Here is a 25578-nt window from a genome sequence, read left to right as displayed (position 1 = left end):
CCGTCGAACCGCTCGCGCCCCCGCCTCCCCCGGCGATGCCCGAGGAGCTTCCGGCCCGCGCACGCAACGCCGAGGCACCCCCGGCAGCGCCGCCGGCAGCGCCCGCGCCGATCCTCTTGCCGATCGAGGCGGCGAGCCCGCCCCCGGCGGCGCCTCCCGTTTCGTCGGCTCCGCTCGCCGCGCCGGTGCCGCAAGCCGCACCACCCGCTCCGGCCGCCGCAATGGCCCCCCCGTCTCCCCCACCTCCGCCCCAGCCGGTCCAGCCCTCCGTGGTGATCGACCGTACTGCCCTGCAACCCGGCAGGGGCCGGGTGGCGCAACCCGGCTACGCCCTCTCCTTCCTGCCGGGAACGACGACCATCGTCGCCTCCGACAGGGCCGTACTGGCGAGCCTCGCCTCGCGCGGAGCGGGCTCAACCTTCCGGGTGACAGGCTTCGCGGACGAGGCTGGCACCGGCCGGGCGCTCGATCTTCCCCTCGCCCGGGCACGGGCCGTGGCCGATGCGCTTCGGGCCGCGGGCGTCTCCGCCGAGGCGATCGAGCTCGGCGGCGCCGCCCGCCCCGGACCCGCAGGCCGGGGCGCGGAGGTGACGCTGATCACGGCCCGCTAGCCTCGTCGCGCCGGGGCTGCGCGAGGATATCTCGACAGCAGGCGCCGCCCGGTATACCCGGACGCTCCTCGCCACAGGCGGATTGCGCCATGCCAGCCGATCAAGGCCCCGAGTTCCACCGTATCCGACGCCTTCCCCCCTACGTCTTCGCCGAGGTGAACCGGCTGAAGGCCGAGGCGCGGGCACGCGGCGAGGACATCGTCGATCTCGGGATGGGCAACCCCGATAGCGGCGCGCCCGCCCATGTGGTGGCCAAGCTCACCGAGGCGGTGCAGGACCCGCGCACGCATCGCTACTCGGTCTCGAAGGGCATACCGGGGCTGCGGCGCGCCGTTTCGTCCTACTACGCGCGCCGGTTCGACGTCGCGCTCGACCCTGACCGAGAGATCTGCGTCACGCTCGGCTCAAAGGAAGGGCTCGCCAACCTCGCCTCGGCCATCACGAGCCCCGGCGACGTCATCCTCGTGCCCAACCCCTCCTACCCGATCCACCAGTTCGGTTTCGTTATCGCCGGCGCGGCCGTGCGCTCGATCCCGCACGAACCGGGCGAGGAGATGCTCCGCGCGCTCGACCGCGCGGTGATCCACTCCGTGCCGAAGCCGACGGCGCTGATCGTGAACTTCCCCTCGAACCCGACGGCGTTGACCACCACGCTCGATTTCTATCGCGAGCTCGTCGCGTTCGCGCGGAAGCACGAGGTCTTCATCATCAGCGACCTCGCCTATGCGGAGATCTATTTCGGAGACACGCCGCCGCCCTCGGTGCTCGCCGTGCCTGGCGCGAAAGACGTGACGGTCGAGTTCACCTCGATGTCGAAGACCTATTCGATGGCGGGCTGGCGCATCGGCTTCGCGGCCGGCAATCCGCGGCTGATCGCTGCGCTGTCGCGGGTGAAGTCCTATCTCGACTACGGCGCGTTCGCGCCGATCCAGATCGCCTCGGTCGCGGCGCTGAACGGGCCGCAGGACTGTGTGGGGCAGATGCGCGCGCTCTACCGCGAGCGGCGCGAAGTCCTCGTGAAGGGGCTGGCTGCGGCGGGGTGGACCGTTCCGGCGCCCGAAGCCTCGATGTTCGCCTGGGCGCCGATCCCGGAGCGGTTCCGCGCGCTCGGCTCGCTCGGCTTCTCGAAGCTCCTGCTCGAGAAGGCGCAAGTCGCGGTCAGTCCCGGCGTCGGCTTCGGCGAGCATGGCGATGGACATGTACGAATCGCGCTCGTCGAGAACACGCAGCGCATCCGCCAGGCCTGCCGCGCCATCCGAACCTTCCTGCAGGGCTCGAACGCTCCAGAGCTGCCCGATCCCGAAGCCCCGACGCCGGGCGTGGAGGACGCAGCCTGATGCCTCATCCGCTTTCCATCGGCATCGCCGGGCTCGGCACGGTCGGCGGCGGCACACTCGCGCTTCTGCGCCAGAACGCCGAGCTGCTCACCGCCCGCGCAGGTCGGCCGCTCGCGGTCACCGCCGTCTCCGCGCGCGACCGTTCGCGCGACCGCGGCATGCCGCTCGGCGGGCTCCGCTGGTTCGACGATCCGGTCGCAATGGCATCCGACCCAGGCGTCGAGGTCGTCGTCGAGGCGATCGGCGGGGCGGATGGGCCGGCCCGCGCCGCGGTCGAGGCGGCGCTTGCAGCGGGCAAGCCGGTGGTGACGGCGAACAAGGCCATGCTTGCCGTGCACGGCGCAGAGATCGCCGCGCTCGCCGAGGCGAAGGGCGCGCCGCTCCTGTTCGAGGCGGCCGTGGCGGGCGGCATTCCGGCGATCAAGGCGCTGCGCGAGGGGCTCGCCGCCAACCGCATCGGCCGCGTTGCCGGCATCCTCAACGGAACCTGCAACTATATCCTGACGACGATGCGCAACGAGGGGCGCGAGTTCGCAGAGGTTCTCGCCGAAGCGCAGAAGCTCGGTTACGCCGAGGCCGACCCCTCCTTCGACATCGACGGCATCGATGCGGCGCACAAGCTCGCCATTCTCGCAGCACTCGCCTTCGGGCGGCCGGTCGATTTCGCCTCCGTGCACGTCGAGGGCATTCGCTCGGTCTCCGCGCTCGACATCGCGTTTGCCGACCAGCTCGGCTTCCGCATCAAGCTGATCGGCATCGCCGAGCGCACCGCTGCGGGCGTGTCGGCGCGCATGCATCCGGTGATGGTTCCCCTCGCCTCGCCGATCGCGCATGTCGATGGGGTGTTCAACGCGGTCGCGATCGAGGGCGATTTCGTCGGCCGGGTGATGCTGGAAGGGCGCGGCGCAGGCGCTGGACCCACCGCCTCGGCGATCGTCGCCGACCTGATCGACATCGCGCGCGGGCGCCACACGCCACCCTTCGGCATCGCGGGGAGCCTGCTCTCGGCAGAGCCCTCCGTGCCCATCTCGGCACGACAGGGTGCGTACTATCTTCGCCTCATGGTGGTCGATCGCCCTGGCGTGATCGCCGATGTCTCGGCCATCCTGCGCGACCATGCCGTGAGCCTCGAAAGCATGCTGCAGCGCGGCAGAAGTCCTGGCGAGGCCGTTCCTGTGGTGCTCACCACGCATGTGTGCCAGGAAGCGGCCATGGCCGCGGCGCTCGAGCGAATCACCGGGCTCGATTCCGTGATCGCACCGCCCGCCATGCTGCGCATCGAATCGCTCTGAGAACAGAACGCCCCACGCGAGACGGGAGACAGTCCAGATGGCCACCAATGCCCGCACCTTTGCCGCAGGCGGCGACGCCCCGGATGCGACGAACATCGACCGCAACCTCGCGCTCGAGCTCGTCCGCGTCACCGAAGCGGCATCCCTTGCGGCAAGCAGGCTCATGGGCCGCGGCGACGAGAAGGCCGCCGACCAGGCCGCCGTCGATGCGATGCGGCGCGCCTTCGACACGGTCGCGATCGACGGCACGGTGGTGATCGGCGAAGGCGAGCGTGACGAGGCGCCGATGCTCTACATCGGCGAGAAGGTCGGCATGGGCGGGATGAAGGCCGACATCGCGCTCGACCCCCTCGAGGGCACGACGATCACCGCCAAGGGCGGCAACAACGCGCTTGCGGTGGTCGCGCTCGCCGAAGCCGGCAACTTCCTGAACGCGCCCGACGTGTACATGGACAAGATCGCCGTCGGCGGCGGGCTGCCCGACAACCTCGTCGATCTCGACGCCACGCCCGAGGAGAACCTCGCCGCGCTCGCCAAGGCGAAGAAGGTCGACGTGTCGGACCTCGTGGTGTGCATCCTCGACCGGCCCCGCCATGCGGAGCTGATCGCCAAGGTGCGCGGCGCGGGCGCGCGCATCATGCTGATCAGCGACGGCGACGTCTCCGGCGTGATCGCGACCTCCCAGCCGGAAAGCGGCATCGACATGTACATGGGCTCGGGCGGTGCGCCGGAAGGCGTGCTCGCCGCGGCCGCGCTGCGCTGCATTGGGGGGCAGATCCAGGGCCGCCTCCTGTTCCGCAACGCCGAGGAGAAGGCACGCGCGGCGAAATGGGGCATCACCGATCTCGCGCGCAAGTACTCGACGACCGAGATGGCGAAGGGCGACGTGATGTTCGCCGCCACAGGCGTCACCAACGGGGCGATGCTGCGCGGCGTGCGGCGCATCAGCGGCGGGGCGATCACGCATTCGCTGGTGATGCGCTCCAAGTCGGGCACCGTGCGTTACATCGAGGCGCACCACAACTTCACCCGCAAGTCCTGGATCGGTGCCTGACGACATCTCCCTGGGCCCGTCCTTCCCACCCTCGCTGAGCGGGCGGGCCTGGATCCTCCGCGCGGCCGATCCGATGGAGGCTGCGCGCTTCGCCCAGGCAGCGCGCGTTCCGGAGCCGATTGCGCGACTTCTTCTTGCCCGCGGCATCGCGGCGGACGCGGCTGAGGGCTATCTCGCGCCGAGACTGCGCGACCTCTTGCCCGATCCCTCCTCTCTCGCCGATGCCGATGCTGCAGCGGAACGGATCGCCGATGCCGTTGTGCGCGGCGAGACCATCGCCGTGTTCGGCGACTACGACGTCGACGGCACGGCGAGCACCGCCCTCCTCGTTCGGCTGCTCCGGGCACTCGGCGCGACGGTTCTCCACGCGGTGCCCGATCGCGTGCGCGACGGCTACGGGCCGAACGTCGCCGCGTTCCGGGCGCTGGCCGAGGCAGGGGCCCGGCTGATCGTCTGTGTGGACTGCGGAACGGCCGCGCATGAGCCGATCGCGTCCGTCGCCGGCCTCGCAGACGTCGTGGTGCTCGACCACCATGCCGTCGCGGGAGAACTGCCGCCCGCCCGGGCGGTCGTTAATCCGAACCGGCCGGACGACACGAGCGGCCTCGGCCATCTCTGCGCCGCCGGCGTCGTCTTCGTCGCAGCGGTCGCCTTGATGCGCAGGCTACGCGCCATCGGCCGGTTCGACCGCACCGGCGCGCCCGAGCTGCTCGACCTGCTCGATCTCGTCGCACTCGCGACTGTGTGCGACGTGGTGCCGATGCTCGGCCTCAACCGCGCGTTCGTCGACCGTGGCCTCGCACGCATCTCGGCGAGCCCGCGGCCTGGGCTTGCCGCGCTCTCGTCGATCGCCGGGCTGAAGCGGGCCATCGACACCCAGGCGCTGGGCTTCGCGCTCGGCCCGCGGCTGAATGCCGCCGGGCGCCTCGCCGACGCCGATCTCGGCGTGCGGCTCCTTCTCGCCGACGACCAGCCGACGGCGGAGGCGCTGGCCTCTCGGCTCGATGCGCTCAACCGCGAGCGGCAGGGGATCGAGCGCGCCGTGCTGGCCGACGCGATCGAGGAGGCGGAACGGCAGGTCGCGGCCGATATGCCCGTGCTGCTCGTCGCCTCGGACGCATGGCACGAGGGCGTCGTCGGCATTGTCGCAGGGCGTCTGAAGGAGAGGTTCCATCGTCCTTCCTTCGTGTTCTCGGTCACGGCAGGCATCGCCAAGGGCTCGGGCCGGTCGGTTCCGGCCGTTCATCTCGGTTCGGCCGTTCAGCGCGCCGTCGCGGCCGGCCTGGCACGGAAAGGAGGCGGCCACGCGCTCGCCGCAGGCGTCACCGCGGAAGCCGGGGCGCTGCCGGCGCTGCATGCCGCGCTGTGCGAGGCTGCGCTTGGCCTGGCGCCGCCAGGCCCGCCGCCTCTCGAACTCGCTGGAGCCCTGAGCCCGGAGGGAGCGGACGCGGCGCTTGCCGAGATGATCGCGCGCCTTGGGCCCTTCGGCGTCGGCAACGAGGAGCCGGTGTTCGCTGCCTCTGGCGGGCTCGCCCATGTCGCGCGTATGGGCCGCGATGGCGCGACGCTCGGGCTCACCCTCGCGGGCGAGACGGGCGCGAGGCTTCGGGCCGTCATGTTCCGCGCCGATGACAGCCCGCTGGCCGAGGCCTTGCTCTCGGCGCGCGGCCGATCGGTGCGGCTGGCGGGGCGTCTGCGACGCGATGATTTCCGCGGCGGCGATGCCGTGTGCTTGCACGTGGCCGATGCCGCGCTTGCGTGAGACCGGCTTGCAAGCCCCGCCTGCCCGGGTTAGGCAACATCCGCTGCGTCCCGTTCGTCTAGAGGCCTAGGACACCAGCCTTTCACGTTGGCAGCACGGGTTCGAATCCCGTACGGGACGCCAAGACCCTTTGAAATTGTTAGTGTTTTGGGCGCGGTAGCCGATAGACCCCACGTAGGCCCCCACAGAGCGCACTTGCGTCTTAGTTGCGTATGCCGGTTCGCCAATCCCATGGCGCTGTGAACCGCCCAGCCCACATGCCGCGCCGCTGTAGTTGCGCCTCGGCTTCCTCGCCGACGTAGTCTTCGCCAAAACGGCGGAAGGCTAACGCCCACCCCTGCCGCACCATCCAACCGCCCAAGTCGATGCTGTCCAACGTGCACCGGCCGATCAACCGGCCGTAGCGATCCCGATCTAGCGGCATGCAATGCACGATGCGCAGCCGGACGCGTTGGTGAAGTACCTCGGCCGCGTCTTGCCCGCACGGCCATGTCTCGCCTGATGCCGTGAGGCAGGTTTGCCGAAGCTCTGGCGCGTCGATCGCATGGAGGCGGATCAGCGTGCCGTCGATTTCGAGCGTGTCGCCGTCGACTACCGAAGGTCGGCCGCTGATGAGTGTCCCGGCGGAGGCAGCGCACACACTTGCGGAGGCAGCGACGAGAACCAGAGCGAGGGAGAACCGCATCGCTGGCCCTTAGCACGCCACAAACCATTTGCGTGCCCGCGCGGGGTAGGTCAGGTCGCCAATCTGCTGTGGATATCGATGTTCTTGTTTTGTTCGAACCACGCAGATACCCTGCGGGCATGGCTGACGAAAAGCTAATCCCTGTCGATCGCGCCAGCCTTGCCGCTGCTCTGTCCTACGCCCTGAGGTTCCGGAAAAGCGGCCAAGCCCATCGGCACGCGCACGAGCTTGCCGCGCGCATAGTCGCTGAAATTCTGGCCGAACACATCGAGATGTCCGGGTGGGTGGTAATGCGCCCCGTTTCGAGCGTGTCGCCTTCCACTGCCAATAGCAGGACCCCGAAACCAGAGGGCGCGCCTTAGCTGAGTGCTTCACTCGAGACCGCGCTTGCCAGAGCAACCAGGCGGCGCAACTCGCCAACCGTCAGCCAAGGTCGGCGAGCGTGGATCATGCGATGACAGTTGGCGCAGAGCACCACGAGGTCTCGCCCAGTCGTTCTTGATCCGTCTGCGAGCGTTTCAAGTGGTTTCGTATGGTGGCACTCGATGAACCCGGCTCCGCGATCGCCGTAAAACGCTCCGAAGTCAAAAGTGCACGCCTCGCAGGCAAGTTTTCCGGTTTCCCGAAGCACCTGTTCCTTTTTCCGCCTCACGATCTCCCTGTTGCGCTCGCGATAGCGGTGGAGGCGCATTAACAACCGCCCCTCCGCAGCTTCAAATTCTGATTCGTCGGCCGCATCCTCGAACAGCACCGTCCCGATAGCCGCCTTGATTGCGCCTGCAACGCGAGCGAGGCGATCGGGATCATCTGCAAACTCGTCCCATACAACCCGCTCAAGCTGTCCTCCGCCGCGCAAGCCAGAGCGCTTTGCGGCTTGCACAGTGGGATCAAGCCGGCTGAGGTTCATCAGCTTCATGTAAACACCGGCTGTGTTCCGCAGTCGCGCATTACCAACCGTGCCGAGCGAGCGGTGCAACTGCCGCAGCGTGTTGCTGAGTTCTTCGATTTCCCGAGCGCCCTTGCCGGGGAGGCGCCCATGACGCGCCCGATGGTCGAGGTAGAGATGCAGCGCCAGGATGATTTCGTCGCGGAGCCAGTCGGGGTTCCTAGGCTCGTTATCAGGTAGTGCCAATGCGCCCTCCATCTATGAAGGTACCAGGCTGCCCACCTTCCTTGATTGGCACAACTAGGGGCTCGTCCTCCGCCCCTTTCATGGTTCCTGTTGCATGCGGCGTGCTCGGGCACGCTACTGCTGCGGGCCTGATGTACTCGCGCGCGAGCGCGCACACCGCGCGCGCGTCGATGACGCGCCGCAGCCCTCTTCCCGTGCAGCTTTGCCCGCGCGCGCGTCCGGTCAGGACGCTGGTGACGCAGAGGTGAGTCAGCCCCTGCGGTATCCGCGTGATGTGCGTGAGGGGCCAGGCTACGAGAGAACTATTGCGCATCGAACCGTTGCGAAATTGATTTCAGCGTTAGCATGACGTCCGGCGAACGCGCAGGCGTCCAATTGTACTGCAGACCGGCAGGATCGTGGACTCGCTGGTGACGACTCATTACGATTAAAATCGGCGCAGCGAAGCTTTCGCGATAAGCGTCAGGGGTGCGTCATCCAACGTGGCTCGGGGGCACTGGCGCAGCAAGGTATGAGGGGGAAATAACGTATGGTCACTGTGCGCGCATTCGCAATAGCTACAATCGCCCTAATCGCAGCAGTAGCAAGTTCACCAATCCAAGCAAAAGCAATATTTACATATATTGGACAAGTAACTCACCTTGAATACAATAACTTACCTCAAAATACTGCGTCGCCGTTTGCCTTAGGTCAGACTGTTACTGGGATTCTGGAACTTGAGATATACGGACGGCAGTTCGGAATCTACAATGGTATTCTGTATATTTCTGAACCGAGCGGCGTCAAGACGTATCAAGATTTCAATGTGAGCGGCTTCGTACAGTTCGGGGATGCGGGTGAACGTGCAAGTTTCGGTCCAGCAATGGTAGGTTTCGCGTTAAAGGGCAATCTGTCCGAAAGTAATGGTCAGCTAATTGAGCATGCCGATTTTTGCTGTGGTTTCAGTTCCTACGGAGCGGGCTATGAGAACGGACAAACTGTTTTTGAGGGTGATAATTTTCGAGCGGCGTATAGGCCGACAGGACAGACAGACACTAATGTTTCGGTGTGGGGGACAGGGATTTGGGCTGTTCGCGTCATCCCGGAACCGCAAAGTCTTGCATTGCTATGCACCGCAGTTTTCATACTGCTTATGATCCGCCATCGCAATCTGAGGCGGAAAGCTGTGTAAGAGCGCTTCCTATCCAACTCGCGATGTCGGGGTGGGTGGTCATGAGCCGGAATAAGGCGCTCCCACCTTCGTCCGCTTCAGCTAACGTCACTACCGCCGCTGAGCGGACGGAATAGGCGAAGCAAGACGCGCTCGTCACTGTGCCATCGTACCACGCCTCCCCGCCCTCCAATGCCACGGGTAATCAAGCCTGCCCGCCCGAACACCATCCGCTTCAGCGCCGCCTCCGCTTGCTCAGCCTCGTAGTCCAGCCATAACCTCTGGAACACTCAGGCCCGCCCGTCTCCCAACACACAACCGCCCATACCGCTGAGGGCGATGCAAACGGGTTGCGATATGACAATAGAATCTGACGCCATCTACGATGAAAATCACATTCTTCAATTCTGGTGCCCAGTATGTCATGGGTCCTCGCTAAAGATTGAAGAAGAAACTTTGCATTGTCCCCTCTGTTTCGCTTGTTTTCCGGTCGTACGCAGTATCCCCATACTGATCAATGACTCAAAAAGTGTTTTTGCTGTATCAGATTATATTGATCGCGGCGGTTATGAAGGTGTCGCTTACGGCACTCAGACTGACCGTCAGCGCGGCGTCAGGCGCCTCTATCGTCGCATGGCTCAGCGCCTCTCAGAATTCGCAATCCCGACTTCGCATGTGACCGCCGAAGCTGCCCTTGCAGCTTTCTGTCGCGATCGTAGCGTGCGACCGCGAGTGCTCGTGCTTGGTGCAGGGAATACGCGTTACGATGAACCGGCAGAAGTTATCTACACGGACGTTGCCTTCTCGCCCGGTATCGGTGCGATCGCAGATGGCCACGATCTTCCCTTTGACGACGGGTCGTTTGACTTCGTCCTCGCGGTATCAGTACTAGAGCATGTGGCCGATCCCCCGCGCGTGGTGTCTGAGATCTGGCGCGTTCTAGCCCCCGAAGGCCGCGTTTACGCGGCTACGCCGTTTCTGCAGCCGGTGCATATGGGCGCCTACGACTTCACGCGGTTCACCCCACTCGGCCACCGTCGCTTGTTCCGCCGCTTCTCCGAGATCGATAGCGGGATGGCGCTTGGACCCGGTGTCGTCGCAGGGTGGTCTCTCAGAATGGTTCTCGCGAACCTATTCCCATCACGCCGCTGGCGCGCCGCAACGTCGTTCGTTTGCCTATTACTGAGCGTTCCGCTTAAATTGCTCGACTTCGCCACCCGTCGAAATCCAGCGTCGCTTGATGGTGCTGGTGGCGTCTACTTCTACGGCACTAGGCAAGAGGTCGCGCTGCCAGACCGCGAAATCATCGGACTCTATCGCGGCGGGTTTAGCTGAAAGCGGTGAAGACGAGCGCTCGGGTGTTTCTCGATGCCGCCGACCGAGCTCAGAGTCTGTGGTTGGCAAAACGTCTTGGGCTAGTCTGTCGGACAATGCGGCCATTAGTTCCACCCGCACCGTTATTTCCGCACCAGCAGCAATGCTCGCGCGTTTAGGTGTGGAGGATCGCGGATCGCCACCCCTTAGCCTCTCACCGCCCGCGCCCCGGCTGCACGCCGCATTGCTCTCGCCGGCGGGAGGATGCGCACCACCAGCTGGGCGGAGGCTTGGCCGGCGCATGCTGCCAACTTTGTATTCATGTCCTTGGCGGATTCTGCGGGCCGAGCTGCGTGATCTGCCAATCGCGTGGCTCGTAGACCGACACGCAACGAATGAGGCGATTGATGAAGACCATTCGACCTGCCCTGATCGCGCCGGGCGCGGCGATGTTGCTGGCCGGGTGCTTCAACATGCCAACTCCGCCAGCACAAATTGCTGGGATGACGGTTTCAACGCTCCCTTACGAGTCGTTCGATTGCACTCGGCTGCGTGCAGAGTTGGACAGTCTGAACCGTCGAGAAACCATGCTCGCAACGGCGCAGGACCAACGTTATCGCACCAGCCAAGTTCAAGCCTTTTGGATCGGTGTCGGACAGGGCGACGGGATCGAGGCTGCCGAGCTCGCTTCCGTTCGCGGTCATGCAGAGGCTGTGCGCCGCGCGGTCGGAATAAAACAGTGCCCGGCTGCTTGATGCGTTGGCAATAGGCGCCGAGTGTCTGGCAGCGGCACCGGTCCACGTGCGCCCGGACAGATGGACAACGGACGCTCCCTAGGGGCTGACCAAAGCGAGCGTATTTCCGTCCCGACGCGAGCACGCGAGTGTAGTCTCCCGCTTCGCGCGTGAGCGCGCACAACGCGCGCGTCCGGTCGCGTTGCCACTCCCGCCGCGATGCACTCGCACCGATTGTCGAGGCTAAACCGCAGAGGCGCCCACGTTCGGGTCACCGCCTTGTCCCGGCCACCCACAAGCAGGCGCAGCGTGGGTAGGAGCGCGGCACTACCGTTAGGTGAAACGTTCCGGAGGGCTCGCTCATGTTCGGTCTGCGACCGGAATCAACGATTGCAATAGGAGGCGGCAAACACTGATACTTGCCGCAGGGAGAAAAAAGGACCGTGGGGGTCCGCCATTAGGGGAACCACATTCATGTTGATACGAACTTTCTTAGCGGCCGCGCTAGCGGTAGCGACGACGCTCGGCGCCAGCACGAGCGCTATGGGTACGGTGTTCTTCAAGTTCACAATCACCGAATCAGTTCCGGTAGGAGCCGTTAGTGCCTCGGGCTGGCTCGCGATGTCGGACCACGCATTCGAAAGTGGCGTTAACTTCGCCTACAATGAAGATTCAGCAACAGTAAATTGGAATGATGAGGGCATCGAAGCGTTGTATTTCACCGCTGGGAATGGGTTTAGTTTTATATCTGCGACATTGCAGGATTTGGACCCTTATGTAGATATCTTCGATAACGATCGATGGAATTTTCAACTGCAATCAAGCGGAAACGGTCTGCCGACTGGCGGTTTATTTTTTTCCGATCAGAATCGGGCCTTCAGTTTCGTTTTGGACAGTATTAGAAGTTCTGGTACGTTTGGCGTTGACTCCCCGCAGCCGGACGGGCTGTGTCAGCGAACAGGCGCATGCCCTTTTAGTGGAATCTTCGAGAGGGCCGAGTTGGTGAGCATCAGTGAGCCTCCGCCATTGCTGATTTTGGTGTCCGCCTTCTTCCTCCTCATCATTTCTGCCTTTTCTACCTTTGTTTCCGTGAGGGCAGTTAAGTAAAACTCGGATGCCCCTGGCTGAGCGGTCAGCCTATTCCGGCGTGACCAGCACAATTTGCCCGGGTCGCTGAAGGTGGAGTTTGAATGCAGTCATGGACCCGCCGGGCAGGCGCGCCCAGACAAGCCCGGTCGGGGAGAGATGCCAGTCGTTCAACAGCTATGTCATGTTCGCACCTCCATCACGTTTCGCGCGTCGTCCAAATGGTTCGGCGGGTGGCACGTCGCACAGCGCCAGCCCTTCGGGTCGTGACGCTCGCGCCACCACCGCCCCGCGCTCTTCTCTCGCCTACCGCAGCAGCCGCACCACGCGCCGGGCGGAGGCTCGGCCGTCACCTCCGACCACGCCGGGGCGCACATGCGTTCGTCGGGGTCATCGCTAACGCATTGGCAAGCGGCGAGCAGCGCGCGCGCGGCGGCCAGCGCCTCGGGGTGCCCCGGCCCATGGGCGCGCACCATGGCAGAGAGATGCGCAGCAGCCTCGGGCACGCGCCTACTGTCACTTTCCCCGCGTTCGCCAAAATCACCACAATCACCAGAACACCCCGGCATCTCCGCTCCGTGGGCCGGGGCTGCGTGTTGCGCGCCCGCACCCTCCGCTTGGAGGGAGGTTCGTGCAGCGGCAAGCCATCGGCTCATCGGCACGCCTCCCAGACGCGCGGGTTCATCGTGTAGTCAGCGCGCGGGCGGCCTGCCTCGCCGCTCGGTGTAGGGGCGAACAACCAACCTTCTTCCACCAGATAGTCGGCGGCGGTCCGTATCCGCTTGGCCTCTCTGAGCCCAGGCAGGCGCGCGCTGCTGCGCACCTCGCGCGTGTTCACCACTGCCGGACGTGTGCGCATGATCCAACGCGCGAGCGTGGTTGCGTCACGTTCAACTTCGGTCGCGGCGGCGTCGCCGAACACCCGTTCTGCCATCGGGAGAAGGTAGGCGTCCAACAGGCCGCAGGCGGCCTGCACGGCCGCAACCGTAACGCGGTCTGGCTCCGGCGCAGAGGCATCGGAACACCACCACAGGAACGTTAGCACGGCCGCCAACCGCAGGACGTGCCCCGGCGCCTTCCCGATCGCCCCTGCCATCAGGCCGGCATGCTCGCGTGCCCGGAGGTCCGCGCGGAACGCTTCCAGCGCGGCGTATGCGTCAGGGGTGAAGCGCACGATCCGGGGGCACGGGTTGCCCCGTTCGTCGCTGGCCATGGGCAGCATCGCGAGGCGGCGCAGCGCGGGCAGCGCAGCGGGCAGGTCGGCGCATCGCAACGGCGTCGGCCGCGCCTGCGCCTCGGGCCAGGCGAAGAGGAAGCGCGGCAGCAACCCGTCATCGGGGTCGTTCATCGCCTCACTCAGCCGGGCGGGCTGAATACCTCCAAAGATCGCGACCGACAGATGCCGAACATGTACTGGCTCAGGATGCTTCTTGCGATCGACCGTGTAGGTTCGGCCGCCATATGCTTCGATCCAAAAAGCCCGGTCGCCGCCGCCGCTGTAGCGGTCAAAGCACGCGATCCAGCCGGCCAACTCGTCGCGGGTGAAGAGCAACCCCTTCGGAAGCCCCGCCAGCATCTCGACAAGCCGCTCCATCGTCACATCGTTGGCGCGCACGCGGGGCCGCATCGGCTCCGGCGGCTCATCCGCGTCCTCCGGGATTTGCGGCGGAGGGGTGCCCTTCTCGGCTGCGGCCTTCACCTCCGTCAGCCATTTCGCCTTGCGCGCTCGCGCCCCTTCGCGCTCCGTCTCCCATCTGCGCCGCACCTCGGGGTGATCAGTCGCCAGCTCGTCCTCAATCATGGAGACGATGCGCATGACGGGATCGGCGGCGGGAGACTTGCCGCTGGATGGATCGCCAACGGCTGCGCACCACAGAACCGGCGGCTCCGACCATCCATCGCGTGCCAGGACATGCCTCGCATTGCCGATCAGCGCGCTTGCGGCGGCGAGCAGGGCGGCCATGGTGTAGTCGGGCGGCGCGTCGCTGCCCTCGGCCGCGTCGGCGATCCAGCGCGACCAGAACGGCCCGAACAGGTCGAGCGGCAGCGCAGGCGCGTCGCGACGATTGAGGCGCAGCACGGCTATGTTGGGCGCGGGTGGCACCGCGTCATGCGTCGTGTAGCCGTCAGCCATGGCGCGCGATCCTCCGGCGCAGAATGTCGTTGAAGTCCTCGCCGGGCCGGTCGGGGATCGCCACGCGCACGGCGCGGCCCTCAGCCAGAAGCCGCTGCGCGAGTGCATCGGCCGCGCGCTGGCCGGTGCCGCTCACGTCGTTATCGGCGGCAACTAGAACCGAGCGGATCGGAGCCGGAAGCTGCACCGCTTCCAGCCCGCCAGCCGTGAGGCAGGACCATGCGGGCAGGCCGAACAGCGCGGCGGCGGCCAGAGCCGTCTCGAGCCCTTCCGCGAGCACCACCTTGGCGGAGGCAAGCAGCAGCCGCACAGCGCAGCCGGTCGGGGAGCCGAGCGTCTTTCGTGGCGGGTCAACTTTCGCCTTGCCAGTGCCGTCCTCACGCAGCCAGGTGCGATGGACGGCGCGCACGGTGCCCGCCTCGTCGCAGGCGGCGGCGAGCAGCACGGGGCCAACGTGCGCGGCTTCCTTGTGTCGCTCGGCCGGCAGGAATCGCAGCGCGTCGCTGGCCACCGCGCCGAGCGCGCGCGATCGGAGGTAGGTCTCGGCGACGGTGCCCGTGATCGGCAAGCCGCGCTCCCACAGCGCCTGCGCCCGTGCCGCGCGCTGGCCACTGGAAGGCACAGGAACGCGGTCACACGGCGCGGGCGCTATCGCGTAGCCGTCACCCGTTAAAGCCGCTGTGAGGGCTTCCTTGTCGCGGCAGGACGCGCACCACCACAGTGGCGTGCGTTCGCTGCCGAGGCTCATGACAAAGGAGCCCGCATAGCCGCATGCAGGGCAGTCGCCACGCCATTGGCTGCCGACGCGCTTGAGCCCTAGCCGCGCAACGATCGCAGGGGCGATCACGCGCCTTCTCCACAAAGGCGACGGCGAACGATCAGGCCAGCCTGAAACCAGTCCGCTTCATGAAAGACGTCTCTAAGCTCCGTTTCCGGCAGTGCTACAAGAAGCAGCTCGGCAAGCTTGTCCGTCGCGCGTCGCCGTCGCTCTCGCTGTTCGGCTTGTCGCGCGTTCTCGCGGGCAATCCGGCTCTTCGACTGCTTTGGCCGAGGCTGTAGCCGCCCGACATTAGAACTAAAGCGTGTTTCGCGGCGGATTTCGCTGCGAATGCTCTTCGGCGTGATCGGTTTGCCGGCGACGACATCGGCGATTAGTCTCTCGCGAACTTGCTCGGGAATGGCGGGGGCCGCCAGCGCGTAGAGTGTGCTCGGCGGCAAAAGCGAAACGATTTCGCATTCGCCCTGCGGCAGGCCGTTAAGTAGGCGCGCGGCGGCCATAAAGTTCTGTGCCGTACGTGGTTGTAGCTCAAGTTCGGCCCGGCACCATGGCAGAAACTCGCCATGCGTCAGGCTTGCTTTGATGGCGAGAAGCTGAACGCCGATCTCAGAGGCGCGGCGCATCACATGCCGCTTCGCGTTGTTCACGTCGTGGTCGAGTGCGGTCAACTGACTGCGGAGAGTCGCGGCACGTTCCTGCAGTTGCGCCCGATCGACTGCCGGCAGTCGCGTATAGTCGAACCCGGATTGCCGGCCGGGCGTGACGGCAGAAAGGCTCTTGCTCATGCTGCCCTCACGCCGAACACGTCGCGATGTGCGCGGAACAGCCACCCGCATTCAGCCCAGCCGAGCGTCTCGGGCTCGCGCGCGCAGACCACATGCTGGCAGTAATGAAACAGCGTGGTCCCGATGCGGCATGAATGCTCAGCACCGATGACGAATGCGCACTCCCAGGCGCGGCGCTGCACCTCACGAGGAGGCGGGAGAATCTGGTCAAGGATCATGTCCGGCATTCCTCTTGCCGGGCACGCGAGACGGTGGCGAAGCGATCCGTTCGGGGCTATATCAGCGTTGTCACACACGACTGCCGCGAACGTTTCGCCGCCCGGTTGCCACGCGCGCCGGGCGGTTTCTATTCGGCAGTGATCACGGGCGAGAGCATGCGGCGAAGGCTGTCGCCGCTGATCAGCGTGCGCCCCCCGTTACGGAACAGGATCAACTCTCCCGCCTTAGCGCGGCGGCGAAGCGTCGCGCTGCTGAGGCCTGAGATGCGTTCGCCGTCGCGCAGCGTGTAGGAGATCGCGGTCGGGCTTGGGGGCTCTAGATTGAGTCGGCGTCGGGGCATTGGTCACCTGTCGAGATGATCCGCAGTGCGCGGGATGCCCGGATGTATATGCGCAGTAACGCCAAAGTTAATCCTGTCTATGGCATCTCGCCACTTTTTGGCGAATGCAATCTTTACAGAGGGTTACTTAGGCGCGAGTGCACACAGCGCGCACAGTGCGCACAGTGCGCGCTGTAAGCGACTGAATATCAACAGATTTTTACCGATGTGTTTTCGGTAACGTTTTGTTTCATTCTGCATCCAGCTGCGGTCCAACCGCGCCCGAGAGCGGGCCTATACTGCGGCTCTGGCGCCCCGCAACGCCTCAGTGGGGTTTTTGGTATTTTTGGGGGTTTTGGGGGCCACATAGAGCGCCCACTCGCGCATGAGGCTCACGCGCCGGTCGAACAGGTCGGAGCGTCGATATGCGCCACTCACCTTATTGGCCACCTCATGGGCCAGCGCCTTCTCGGCGGCCTCGCGTTCCTCGGGGCGGGTGTCGTCAACCCAGGTCGAGAAGGTGGCGCGGAAGCCGTGCGGCACAGCCTCGCGCCCGTCAGCATCACGCCACGGTGCTGGTGTCCCCTTGCGCCGATGGGCATTCATCCGCCGCATCACGGCCGAAAGTGTCATGTCGCTGATCGGCGTGTGCATGGTGCTGCTCGGGTAGATCAGCCGATCGCCCGCGAGCGCGGCGAGGCGGGGCAGCTCGGCCACCGTCACCGCCTTGCCGGTCGCGTAGCCGTAGGCGCTGGCCAGCGTCTCAAGCGCGGCGTCGGAGAGCGGCACGCGATGGGCCATTACGTCAGCCGATTTCTTGCCCTTCATCACCTCGCCCGGAACCGTGAGCGTCGGCACACCATCGAACGAGAGCCAGGACCACCGTGCCGCGCGCACCTCGCCCGAGCGCAGCGCCGTCAGGATCGCAAGGCGGAGGGCTAGCGCGCCGAAGCCCTCAACCTTGTCCAGCGCGGCGATGAAGGCCGGCAGGCGCGCCCAGGGTAGCGAGGGCTGCTTGCGGCCACCGGGCAGCGCCGGAAGCCCGGCATTGCGAAGCATGCGGGCATCGGCGGGGTTGTCGTTCGCGCGCCAACCGTGCGCGGCGGCGTAGCGCAGAACCGCCCCGATCCGGCGTAGCACCTTCCGCCCTGTCGCTGGCCGCGTCGTCCATACCGGCTCCACAGCGCGCAGCACCGCCGCGCGATCGATCTCCGCCACCGGCATCTTGCCGAGCACGGGGAACGCCCACCGCTCAAGCGAGCCCGTCCACATCACCGCTGTCTTGGCGGTTTTCCAACCGCGCCCCTCGGCCGCGACATAGCGGCGCGCGATCGCCTCGAACGTGCGGCCCTCGGCTTCCTTCTCCGCCTCGCGTTCGGCTGCCAGCGCGCGCTCGCGCTTCTCCCGCTCAACGATCGGGTCCGCCCCCTCGCTTGCCACGCGACGGGCCTCCTCTGCCTTTCTACGGGCATCCTTGAGGCTCACGGCGGGGTATCCACCCAAGCCCATGTCGCGACGCTTGCCGGCCACCGTGACGCGGCACAGCCAGACCTTCGCGCCGGTAGGCTTCACCTCAAGCAGCAGCCCTCCGCCATCGGAGAGCCGATAGACGCTCGCGCGCTTCTCGGCCGCTTCCACCGTGCGGGCATCGAGGTTGCCGGATCGCTTCATCGGGGCTCGCTCCAATGTGGGGGTAGAGGGAAGCCAAACCACCAGCCCCCACACTAGCCCCCACAGCCCCCACACGCAATGTCACCACGGTCCAAGCCGCGTCACCGTGCGTCAAACCCAGTCAATTGCTTACGCTTCCGCCATCTCTTCCACCGCTAGCGCATCAGCTTGCACGGCAGTGAACACGTCTGATGGCGTCCGTACGGGACGCCACCTTCTTCCGCGGCAAACTCTCTCGCTCCTAACGGGCCGCGTCCTCAGGCGCAGGTTTTCCGCGGCTCCCGCGCCGCGACTGGCCGATGCGGGGCCGAAACGAGGCCCCAAAATCGCTCTCTCCCGCCCCGTTCTCTCCGAACCTGGCTACTTGCACGATTTACCCGCCAGCCGGAAACCCTCAGAAAACCTACACTTCGTGTGGCGAAATCTGGGCAGAGTTCGCATAGGAGAGTGCCCCAGCAATCGCAACCAACAGCAGAGCGCGAGTGCCACGCCCTTCGGACCGCTCGCTCTCATTCAGTACCAGTATGGGGCGGTCAGGACCGCCCCCCTCTATCAGCGTAACCGCCAAACCTCCGCGACCTTGTCGATCAGCTCCTTCTGACGCAGCTGAAGAGTCTTCGGGGTCCAGGTCTCTTCGGAGAGTACTTGGCTCGTCAAAGGGAAGGCGCACACGCCGCCTTTCGTCATGAAGTAGCGCGTCTTCTTCTCAGCGAAGTCCAGATTGCCCGCCTGCGAGTTCTTCCGCTGGGTGAGCAGCACGAGATTGGCAAGACGATGAACCCAGGACACACGGTCAGCCTCCTCTGGGAAGTCATTCATCCACAGGCTGCCAGGTGCTGGGTTCTGCGGTAGCACGTGCTCCACCGTGACGATAGGGTTGTCGAACTCCGCGGCGCCGCCTGAAAGCATCGAGTCGAGCCTCAGAAGCAGGGGAAGGCGAATGCGCGTCACTGTGTAAATCTCATCATTGAGCGTGTTCAGCACACCCACCTTCTCGGCTGCAGTGAGCTGCAGCGGGGAGTCTTCCGCGAAGAGGTCAGCGCCGGCCTGAATGGCCTGCAACAGCGCTCCGTAGCGCCCGATGCGTGTCGTCGCGTCGGCACGCGTTAGGAAGAGGCCATAAGCCAACCGCTCAAGGTCGGTCACGAAGCGAACGATGAAGTCTGGATCCGTCCTCCATCGCGCAAACACATCGATCGCTGGTGGCTGCCAGTCGATGTTGTCCAGGCGGGCGAGATGGCGGAGCAGGCGGTTGACGTCTTCGGCGTTCCTAAAGCTTGAAAAGTTGCGATCGGTGATGTCCTCGTAGGCGTCGCCGCAGGGCGTCAACTCGCGATCGATAAAGCCAGCCGGATCGTCGCGATACGGCACATATTCACGAAACTCGGCAACGAGTGTTCCGCGGATCTTCTGCTTGCGATGGATCATGCGGATATGGCCGAACAGGTCTGCGAAGCGCTCGCGCCCGAGCATCTCCTCCAGGTTTTCCCAGCGCTCTGTGTACTCCTCGCGTTTCTCGACCGGCACCGCACCGATGATTTCCGCTTTCAGGATATCGGCGGGAGACAGGTCCAGCCCGCGTGAGTTCAACACGGCGAAGATGCGGAATGCTGATTCCTGATCTGACGCCGCGACGACGACCAGGTAACACCGCTGAACCAGATACCTCGTCAGCCGTTCGCGCGCGGCTGCGTCGAGTACTAACAACCGCTCACGCAGCAGGGCAGCGTTCTCGACAATGCGAGCCTCTGAGTCCTTGTGATTGCGAGGATCGGGAAGCTTCGCCGTTACGCCTTCATGTTGGATCGTCTTCTCGAAGAAGGCGGCGTCGCGCTCCCGGCCGCGTGCTCTACCGCCTTCAGGATATCGAGCAGTACGAGGCGGACCAGCGGCGGCTGGCGGGAGCGCGGGCATGAGCGCGGTCCCGTTTGGCTCCGGCGGCGTGCTCGCGTCGGCCTCGGCGGAGAAGCCGATCACGTATACGCGGTTCGTCGGGTTTGGTGCTGCGAGCAAGACCGAGCACACGACGACGCTGGGCGACCTCATCGTGCTCATACGTGCGACCGCGGCGGGGGAGAAGGCTGACCTCCCCTGGCTGAAGCTCGCCCGCTTTGGCGAGGATCGGACCGAGAAGGGCAGCCTCCGCCACGACGCGAACGTGCTGGCCATCACCGGTATCGAGGCCGACTACGACGACGAGGAGATCGGCGTCGCGCAGGCGGTCGAGACACTCGACAGGGCCGGCCTGCTGGCGATCCTCTACACCTCGCCGAGCCACACGGCGGAAAAGCCCCGCTGGCGGGTGCTGTGCCCGTCGTCGCGGGAGCTGCCACCGACCGAGCGAAGCCGCCTCGTGAGCCGGCTCAATGGCGCGTTCGGCGGCATCTTCGCGGCCGAAAGCTGGACGCTCTCTCAAGCCTACTACTTCGGCTCGGTCGCCAATAACCCCACGCACCAGGTCGTGCTGGTCGATGGCACGCCGATCGATCTGCGCGACGACCTCGACGCGGGCGCGATCGGCAAGCCGGCGACCAAGCAGGCTGGCGACGCAATCGCCGGCACAGGCCCGCTCGACGAGGAGGCACTGCTCGCGGCCGTGGCCCGCGCAGAGAGCTACCATCAGGCGACAGTGCGGCTGGCCGGGCTGTATGCATCCCGTGGCGTACCGAAGCACGAGGCTGAGAAGCGCCTGCTCGACGCGATGGAGAGCGTGTTTCCGCCGGACCGTGACGCACGATGGCAGGAGCGACGTGACGACATCCCCCGTTGCGTCGAAGACATCTACGCCAAGGAGGAGAAGGCCCGCGCCGACGCCGCCGAGGGCCTTGTGACCGAGGACAGCGTCGCGCTGGCCTTCGCGCGGCAGCACGCCAGCGAGCTCCGCTTCTGCCACCACACAGGCAAGTGGTTCCGGTGGACCGGAGCGATCTGGCAGAAGGACGAGACCCAGCTCGGTCTATGCCTCGCGCGCGACCTCGCCCGTACCAGAGGTGCCGCGCATGACGACAAGGTGCGGCGCAGCACGGGCCGATCGACGTTCGCTTCAGGCGTCGAGCGTCTCGCCCAGGCCGATCGGACGCTCGCCGTCACCAGCGAGGCCTGGGACCGAGACCCCTGGCTGCTCGCCACGCCCGGCGGCACGGTTGATCTGCGCACTGGCTTGCGGCGCGACGCATCACCAGACGACCTGATCACGCGGACGACGGCAATTCCTCCAGCGCCTGTTGCTGAGTGCCCGAGCTGGCTGGCCTTCCTCGACCAGGCGACCAACGGCGATGCGGACCTCGTCCGGTTCCTGCAGCGCTGGTTCGGCTACTGCCTGACGGGGCAGACCCGCGAGCATGCGCTGCTGTTCCTGTACGGTCCGGGCGGCAACGGCAAGGGCGTGCTGCTGAACACCGTCGCTGGCATCATGGGCACCTACGCCACCGTTGCCGCGATGGAGACCTTCACCGCGAGCAAGGGCGACAAGCACCCGACGGACCTCGCGATGCTGCACGGGGCGCGCTTGGTCATCTCCACCGAGACCGAGGAAGGCCGCCCTTGGGCCGAGGCGCGGATCAAGGCCCTGACAGGAGGCGATCCGGTCACGGCACGCTTCATGCGCCGAGACTTCTTCACCTTCACCCCGGCCTTCAAGCTCAACGTCAGCGGCAATCACAAGCCAGCTCTGCGCAACGTCGACGACGCGGCGCGCCGAAGGTTCAACGTCGTGCCGTTCGTGCACAAGCCGCCGAAGCCGGACCCGGAACTGCCGGAGCGGCTCCGCGCCGAGTGGCCGGCGATCCTGCGCTGGATGATCGAAGGCTGCCTGAAATGGCAGGAGATCGGCCTGCAGCAGCCCAAGGCGGTGATCGATGCCACGGCCGAGTACTTCCTGGAGCAGGATCTCGTGGCGCAGTGGGTCGATGAGTGCTGCGACCGTGACGTCGGTATCGGTGACACCAACGCGAACCTTTACGGATCATGGCGTTCGTACGCCGCCCGACGCGGCGAGGAAGCTCGCACCGCTAAGTGGTTCGGCACGACGCTCGAACGTCTCGGCTTCGAGCGGGCGAAGGATTGCGAGCACTTCAGGGGGAGAGGGTTCCGGGGCATTCGCGCACGCCTCGAGCCAGCCTCACCGCACTGGCAGGACCGCGACCCGTGACAGCGCAATCCTGCCCTTCGCGACACCTGCGACACTTGCGACCGTCGTTCCAATTGATCCCCATACGCGCACGCGCGCGTGTAGGGATAACAGGAGAAGCCGTCGCATCTGTCGCAAGCGTCGAATGCCATTTCGTGGACAGCGACGGAGCCCCCGCATGACGGTCATCGCACCCCCATTCCCCGAATACAAAAAGGCCCTGGTGGCGGAATTGGTTCCGTACGCTCGGAATGCGCGGACGCACAGCGACGCGCAGGTCGCACAGATCGCTGCGAGCATCCGCGAGTTCGGCTTCACCAACCCGATCCTGGTCGACGGCGAGCGCGGCGTGATCGCCGGCCACGGGCGGCTGCTCGCTGCGCGGCTGCTCGGCATGACCGAGGTGCCGGTGATCGAGCTGAGTCATCTCAGTCCTGCCCAGCGCCGCGCCTACGTCCTCACAGACAACAAGCTCGCGCTCAACGCAGGCTGGGATGACGCGATGCTGCGCCTCGAGCTCGGTGAGCTGCAGGCCGACGGCTTCGACCTCGGCCTGATCGGCTTCGCCGAGGACGAGCTCGCCGCCCTGCTCACCGAGCCCACCAGCGGCCTCACCGATCCCGACGACGTCCCCGCGTCACCTGTGGTGCCGACCAGCCGCGCGGGCGACGTGTGGCGACTGGGGCGGCACCGGTTGGCCTGCGGCGACTGCACGGACCCTGCCGTGGTCGAGGCCGTGCTCGGCGGCGTGCGGCCGCACCTGATGGTCACTGACCCACCCTACGGCGTCGCCTACGACCCAGCCTGGCGCAACCGAGCCGGGATCAGCACCACGAAGCGGACCGGTGCGGTCGAGAACGACCACCGCGCCGACTGGCGCGAGGCCTGGGCGCTGTTCCCGGGCGACGTCGCCTACGTCTGGCACGGCGCCCTGCACGCCACCACCGTCGCCGAGAGCCTCGCCGCCTCGGGCTTCGAGATCAGGGCCCAGATCATCTGGGCGAAGGAGCGGCTGGTGCTCGGCCGTGGCCACTACCACTGGCAGCACGAGCCCTGCTGGTACGCGGTACGGGGACAGGGCCACTGGCAGGGCGATCGGCGGCAGACGACGCTCTGGACGATCGCGAGCCGTGACCAGGATGCCGCGACCGTGCACGGCACGCAGAAGCCGGTCGAGTGCATGCGCCGGCCCATCCAGAACAACAGCGCGCCAGGCCAGGCCGTCTACGAGCCCTTCTCCGGCTCCGGCACCACGCTGATCGCTGCGGAGACCACCGGCCGGGCCTGCCACGCGATCGAGCTCTCTCCGACCTACGTCGACGTCGCGGTACTGCGCTGGCAGGCCTTCGCCGGCGAGGCGGCGACGCTGGAGGCCACCGGGGAGAGCTTCGAGACGCTCAAGCGTCACCGGGCAGAGGAGGCCACCGATGCAGGGCGTGCGGTTTGAGCCGACCGAGGAGCAGCGCCGCACCGTGCGTGCCATGAGCGGCTTCGGCATCCCCCAGGAGGACATCGCCACCTTCCTCGAGATCGAGCCGAAGACGCTGCGCAAGCACTTCAGGCGGGAGCTCGATCGCGGCATGGTCGAGGCGACGGCGAAGGTGGCGCAGTCGCTGTTCCAGATGGCGACGACCGGCAACAACGTCGCGGCCGCGATTTTCTGGATGAAGGCGCGCGCGGGCTGGCGCGAGAAGCAGGAGCTTCGCGTCGGACCGACGCAGATGGACCAGATGACGGATGCCGAGCTCGAACGCATCCTCCAGCACCTCCGCGACGAGATCGCCGAGGCCGATGAGCAAGCCGCCGAAGCGGCGCAGCTCACCGATGAGCAGCAACCTCCATCCACCTGACCCTGTTCAACACCGACCAACGACCGTTGCTCGGTGACGAACAGATGCGATGGATGGGTCCGTTTCTCAGCAATCGGCGATTTGGCCTACGATCAGCTGCAGGAGGGTTGCCAGATGCGCTTCAACCACGTTGCCAACCGTCTCGATGCCCAGCACTTCGAAACGATCGTCGAGATGCTGACGACCCAACTTGGCTTCGTCACACTGCGGCGGACCGCACGGTCGATCTGGCTCCGTCAACCGGGAACGAATATCGACCTGCAGTTCAGCCGCAGCGAGACGACGCATCGCGACCCGGACAAGCTCCGCTCGCAGGTCGCATTCCTGGACGATGATCCAAGAGCAGCCTTGGAGAGGCTCGCAGAGTGGCTGGCAGCACGCGGGATCGAGGCGAGCGTCGGCAGCTACTCAGACCGCGAGTTCTATCTCGACGCGCCTGCCGCCTTCGTGGACTTCGTGATCGAGGCGATGTTGCCGGAACTCGCTGACTACGGCGTCGACGTGTAGCCCTGCGTCAGACGCCTGCCCGTGCGAGTAGCCGGGCGACCGTCGTGTGGGTCCAGGCGGCCCGCCCGCGTGGCGTCGGGATGGCGCGGTCGGTGAGTGCTCGCGCCAGTTCCGCGTAGCCAGCGACGCCATCCGCCCGCAGCGCCTCGATCTCGAGGAGGATGCGGTGCGCCGTGCGGTCGGCCTCGTCGCGCCGGGCCTCTGCGGCGGCGCGCGCGTCGGGGCCTGAGGCTGGCCGATAGCCGCGGTCCCCGCCGAGGCGCTTTCCCCGTGCCCTGGCCGCGGCCAGCGCCGCGCGCGTGCGCTCGCTGATCAGCTCCCGCTCCTTCTGCGCCATCGCCGCGTAGACGCGCATCATCAGGTCATCCGCGCCGGGCATGTCCGCCGCACGGATCGCGACGCCCTCCTCCAGCAGCTGCGACAGCGTGTGCGCCCGGCGGGTGATGCGATCGAGACGAGCCGCGACCAGCACGGCGCCAAGCTGCCGGCAGCGCGCCAGCGCCGCCTGGAAGCCCGGCCGTCGGTCGTCCTTGCCGCTCGCGACGTCGGAGAACTCCGCGACCAGCACCCAGCCCTGGCTCGCGACGAACCGCCGGATGCTCTCGCTCTGTGCCTCCAAGCCCAGCCCGCTCTGGCCCTGCTCGGCCGTGGAGACACGGGTCAGCCCGACCGCATAGCGCGGCCGGGCCTCCGTGCGTCGCATCAGCCGGCAATCCGGTAGATGCTGTAGGACCCCTTCGCCCCCTGCTTGTTGGGCCCGACCTGCCGCACGCGCTCGAGCACCTCCACGCCGATCCCCCGCTTCTTCAGCCCGGCGAGGTAGCCCCGGACGGTGTGCGGCGCCCAGCCGGTGGCCTCGATGATCTGCGCGATGCTCGCGCCGTCGTCGCGGCGCAGTAGCGTCAGCACCGCCTCGTTCTTGGTCCCGACACGAGGCCCCCGGGAAGCCTTGGGTGCAGGGGCCAGCGCGGCCTTCAGTGCCACCATCGCAGGGGTGACGTCGCTGCCGCCCTCCCAGGCCGCCACCAC

Annotated in this window: 24 protein-coding genes and 1 tRNA gene; 14 read left to right on the top strand and 11 right to left on the bottom strand. The window is 66.2% G+C overall.

Translation table 11 applies throughout. The features are described 5' to 3' along the window. From FIF60_RS21965 to FIF60_RS18715, 6 genes are all read left to right on the top strand, one after another. Positions 1-611: OmpA family protein (locus FIF60_RS21965; protein ID WP_144299814.1), on the top strand; the 611-nt coding region annotated here is incomplete at its 5' end. An 89-nt stretch (positions 612-700) separates the two neighbouring features. Further along, a complete protein-coding gene (locus FIF60_RS18735; RefSeq protein ID WP_144299813.1) occupies positions 701-1948 on the top strand; it encodes an LL-diaminopimelate aminotransferase in 1248 nt (415 codons plus the stop codon). Further along, entirely contained in the window at positions 1948-3240 is a 1293-nt protein-coding gene (locus FIF60_RS18730) for a homoserine dehydrogenase (RefSeq protein ID WP_144299812.1), read from the top strand. The genes FIF60_RS18735 and FIF60_RS18730 overlap by 1 nt, the downstream gene beginning before the upstream one ends. A 37-nt stretch (positions 3241-3277) precedes the next feature. Beyond that, entirely contained in the window at positions 3278-4294 is a 1017-nt protein-coding gene (glpX, locus tag FIF60_RS18725; RefSeq protein ID WP_204251252.1) for a class II fructose-bisphosphatase, read from the top strand. Beyond that, the gene (gene recJ, locus FIF60_RS18720) at positions 4287-6056 is read left to right on the top strand and encodes a single-stranded-DNA-specific exonuclease RecJ (RefSeq protein ID WP_239451708.1); all 1770 of its coding nucleotides are present in this window, start codon (positions 4287-4289) and stop codon (positions 6054-6056) included. Before glpX ends, recJ begins: the two co-directional genes overlap by 8 nt. A 47-nt stretch (positions 6057-6103) precedes the next feature. After that, positions 6104-6179, top strand: a tRNA-Glu gene (locus FIF60_RS18715). A 79-nt stretch (positions 6180-6258) separates the two neighbouring features. Here the strand turns inward: FIF60_RS18715 and FIF60_RS18710 are convergent. Both FIF60_RS18710 and FIF60_RS18705 read right to left on the bottom strand, forming a co-directional pair. Further along, positions 6259-6741, bottom strand: coding sequence for a thermonuclease family protein (locus FIF60_RS18710; RefSeq protein WP_144299811.1), 483 nt, complete (start codon positions 6739-6741; stop codon positions 6259-6261). A 358-nt stretch (positions 6742-7099) separates the two neighbouring features. Further along, complete coding sequence (locus FIF60_RS18705) at positions 7100-7885, bottom strand: HNH endonuclease (RefSeq protein WP_144299810.1); 786 nt, start codon at positions 7883-7885, stop codon at positions 7100-7102. Between the two features lie 517 nt (positions 7886-8402). On the opposite strand from FIF60_RS18705, the gene FIF60_RS18700 reads away from it, so the two are divergent. The 4 genes from FIF60_RS18700 to FIF60_RS18685 all read left to right on the top strand — a co-directional run bounded on the left by FIF60_RS18700 (position 8403) and on the right by FIF60_RS18685 (position 12178). Continuing rightward, positions 8403-9044, top strand: coding sequence for a hypothetical protein (locus FIF60_RS18700; RefSeq protein ID WP_144299809.1), 642 nt, complete (start codon positions 8403-8405; stop codon positions 9042-9044). 336 nt (positions 9045-9380) lie between these two features. Continuing rightward, complete coding sequence (locus tag FIF60_RS18695) at positions 9381-10358, top strand: methyltransferase domain-containing protein (protein WP_158639298.1); 978 nt, start codon at positions 9381-9383, stop codon at positions 10356-10358. A 386-nt stretch (positions 10359-10744) separates the two neighbouring features. Then, complete coding sequence (locus FIF60_RS18690; protein WP_144299807.1) at positions 10745-11092, top strand: hypothetical protein; 348 nt, start codon at positions 10745-10747, stop codon at positions 11090-11092. Positions 11093-11545: 453 nt separating this feature from the next. Further along, the gene (locus FIF60_RS18685) at positions 11546-12178 is read left to right on the top strand and encodes a hypothetical protein (RefSeq protein ID WP_144299806.1); all 633 of its coding nucleotides are present in this window, start codon (positions 11546-11548) and stop codon (positions 12176-12178) included. A 631-nt stretch (positions 12179-12809) separates the two neighbouring features. Here the strand turns inward: FIF60_RS18685 and FIF60_RS18680 are convergent. From FIF60_RS18680 to FIF60_RS18650, 7 genes are all read right to left on the bottom strand, one after another. Further along, positions 12810-14291, bottom strand: a complete 1482-nt coding sequence (locus FIF60_RS18680; RefSeq protein WP_158639297.1) for a YfjI family protein — start codon at positions 14289-14291, stop codon at positions 12810-12812. Beyond that, positions 14284-15138, bottom strand: a complete 855-nt coding sequence (locus FIF60_RS18675; RefSeq protein WP_144299804.1) for a DUF7146 domain-containing protein — start codon at positions 15136-15138, stop codon at positions 14284-14286. Before FIF60_RS18675 ends, FIF60_RS18680 begins: the two co-directional genes overlap by 8 nt. Further along, positions 15135-15854, bottom strand: a complete 720-nt coding sequence (locus FIF60_RS18670) for a DUF3102 domain-containing protein (protein ID WP_158639296.1) — start codon at positions 15852-15854, stop codon at positions 15135-15137. The genes FIF60_RS18675 and FIF60_RS18670 overlap by 4 nt, the downstream gene beginning before the upstream one ends. After that, positions 15851-16072 (bottom strand): hypothetical protein, encoded by a 222-nt coding sequence (locus FIF60_RS18665; protein WP_144299802.1) that lies wholly within the window; start codon positions 16070-16072, stop codon positions 15851-15853. Before FIF60_RS18665 ends, FIF60_RS18670 begins: the two co-directional genes overlap by 4 nt. A 128-nt stretch (positions 16073-16200) precedes the next feature. Beyond that, positions 16201-16413 (bottom strand): MerR family transcriptional regulator, encoded by a 213-nt coding sequence (locus FIF60_RS18660; protein WP_144299801.1) that lies wholly within the window; start codon positions 16411-16413, stop codon positions 16201-16203. Positions 16414-16686: 273 nt separating this feature from the next. Further along, entirely contained in the window at positions 16687-18063 is a 1377-nt protein-coding gene (locus FIF60_RS18655; RefSeq protein ID WP_338032110.1) for a tyrosine-type recombinase/integrase, read from the bottom strand. A gap of 552 nt (positions 18064-18615) precedes the next feature. Then, positions 18616-20040, bottom strand: coding sequence for a DUF262 domain-containing protein (locus FIF60_RS18650; RefSeq protein ID WP_158639294.1), 1425 nt, complete (start codon positions 20038-20040; stop codon positions 18616-18618). On the opposite strand from FIF60_RS18650, the gene FIF60_RS22170 reads away from it, so the two are divergent. The 4 genes from FIF60_RS22170 to FIF60_RS18630 all read left to right on the top strand — a co-directional run bounded on the left by FIF60_RS22170 (position 19976) and on the right by FIF60_RS18630 (position 24549). Next, positions 19976-22213 (top strand): phage/plasmid primase, P4 family, encoded by a 2238-nt coding sequence (locus FIF60_RS22170; protein ID WP_239451707.1) that lies wholly within the window; start codon positions 19976-19978, stop codon positions 22211-22213. The two genes, FIF60_RS18650 and FIF60_RS22170, sit on opposite strands and share 65 nt — an antisense overlap. Before the next feature lie 157 nt (positions 22214-22370). Further along, positions 22371-23639 carry a site-specific DNA-methyltransferase gene (locus FIF60_RS18640; protein WP_144299798.1) on the top strand — a complete coding sequence of 423 codons (1269 nt, stop codon included), beginning with the start codon at positions 22371-22373 and terminating at the stop codon, positions 23637-23639. Beyond that, positions 23620-24042 (top strand): hypothetical protein, encoded by a 423-nt coding sequence (locus FIF60_RS18635; RefSeq protein ID WP_144299797.1) that lies wholly within the window; start codon positions 23620-23622, stop codon positions 24040-24042. Before FIF60_RS18640 ends, FIF60_RS18635 begins: the two co-directional genes overlap by 20 nt. A 114-nt stretch (positions 24043-24156) precedes the next feature. Then, positions 24157-24549: a hypothetical protein gene (locus FIF60_RS18630; RefSeq protein WP_144299796.1), complete on the top strand. Its 393-nt coding sequence runs from the start codon at positions 24157-24159 to the stop codon at positions 24547-24549. Positions 24550-24556: 7 nt separating this feature from the next. Here the strand turns inward: FIF60_RS18630 and FIF60_RS22300 are convergent, their stop codons facing one another. Both FIF60_RS22300 and FIF60_RS18620 read right to left on the bottom strand, forming a co-directional pair. Beyond that, positions 24557-25252: a recombinase family protein gene (locus FIF60_RS22300; RefSeq protein ID WP_144299795.1), complete on the bottom strand. Its 696-nt coding sequence runs from the start codon at positions 25250-25252 to the stop codon at positions 24557-24559. After that, positions 25252-25578 (bottom strand): DUF3489 domain-containing protein (locus FIF60_RS18620; RefSeq protein ID WP_144299794.1); only part of this gene is annotated, 327 nt, incomplete at its 5' end. The genes FIF60_RS18620 and FIF60_RS22300, both read right to left, overlap by 1 nt.

It is taken from the genome of Elioraea rosea, from assembly GCF_007644105.1.
GTDB classification, from domain to species: Bacteria; Pseudomonadota; Alphaproteobacteria; order Acetobacterales; family Acetobacteraceae; genus Elioraea_A; species Elioraea_A rosea.
Note: the sequence above shows the minus strand (reverse complement) of the source record. Positions and strands in the feature narration are given on the sequence as shown.

Bases quoted from the DNA above. Each gene is read 5' to 3' on its own strand.
- FIF60_RS18655 (WP_338032110.1), bottom strand. From the start codon at position 18,063: ATGAAGCGATCCGGCAACCTCGATGCCCGCACGGTGGAAGCGGCCGAG.
- FIF60_RS22300 (WP_144299795.1), bottom strand. From the start codon at position 25,252: ATGCGACGCACGGAGGCCCGGCCGCGCTATGCGGTCGGGCTGACCCGT.
- FIF60_RS18660 (WP_144299801.1), bottom strand. From the start codon at position 16,413: ATGCCCCGACGCCGACTCAATCTAGAGCCCCCAAGCCCGACCGCGATC.
- FIF60_RS18665 (WP_144299802.1), bottom strand. From the start codon at position 16,072: ATGATCCTTGACCAGATTCTCCCGCCTCCTCGTGAGGTGCAGCGCCGC.
- FIF60_RS18670 (WP_158639296.1), bottom strand. From the start codon at position 15,854: ATGAGCAAGAGCCTTTCTGCCGTCACGCCCGGCCGGCAATCCGGGTTC.
- FIF60_RS18630 (WP_144299796.1), top strand. From the start codon at position 24,157: ATGCGCTTCAACCACGTTGCCAACCGTCTCGATGCCCAGCACTTCGAA.
- FIF60_RS18640 (WP_144299798.1), top strand. From the start codon at position 22,371: ATGACGGTCATCGCACCCCCATTCCCCGAATACAAAAAGGCCCTGGTG.
- FIF60_RS18635 (WP_144299797.1), top strand. From the start codon at position 23,620: ATGCAGGGCGTGCGGTTTGAGCCGACCGAGGAGCAGCGCCGCACCGTG.
- FIF60_RS18700 (WP_144299809.1), top strand. From the start codon at position 8,403: ATGGTCACTGTGCGCGCATTCGCAATAGCTACAATCGCCCTAATCGCA.
- FIF60_RS18690 (WP_144299807.1), top strand. From the start codon at position 10,745: ATGAAGACCATTCGACCTGCCCTGATCGCGCCGGGCGCGGCGATGTTG.
- FIF60_RS18705 (WP_144299810.1), bottom strand. From the start codon at position 7,885: ATGGAGGGCGCATTGGCACTACCTGATAACGAGCCTAGGAACCCCGAC.
- glpX (WP_204251252.1), top strand. From the start codon at position 3,278: ATGGCCACCAATGCCCGCACCTTTGCCGCAGGCGGCGACGCCCCGGAT.
- FIF60_RS18710 (WP_144299811.1), bottom strand. From the start codon at position 6,741: ATGCGGTTCTCCCTCGCTCTGGTTCTCGTCGCTGCCTCCGCAAGTGTG.
- FIF60_RS18730 (WP_144299812.1), top strand. From the start codon at position 1,948: ATGCCTCATCCGCTTTCCATCGGCATCGCCGGGCTCGGCACGGTCGGC.
- FIF60_RS18680 (WP_158639297.1), bottom strand. From the start codon at position 14,291: ATGGCTGACGGCTACACGACGCATGACGCGGTGCCACCCGCGCCCAAC.
- FIF60_RS22170 (WP_239451707.1), top strand. From the start codon at position 19,976: ATGAGCGCGGTCCCGTTTGGCTCCGGCGGCGTGCTCGCGTCGGCCTCG.
- FIF60_RS18735 (WP_144299813.1), top strand. From the start codon at position 701: ATGCCAGCCGATCAAGGCCCCGAGTTCCACCGTATCCGACGCCTTCCC.
- FIF60_RS18695 (WP_158639298.1), top strand. From the start codon at position 9,381: ATGACAATAGAATCTGACGCCATCTACGATGAAAATCACATTCTTCAA.
- FIF60_RS18685 (WP_144299806.1), top strand. From the start codon at position 11,546: ATGTTGATACGAACTTTCTTAGCGGCCGCGCTAGCGGTAGCGACGACG.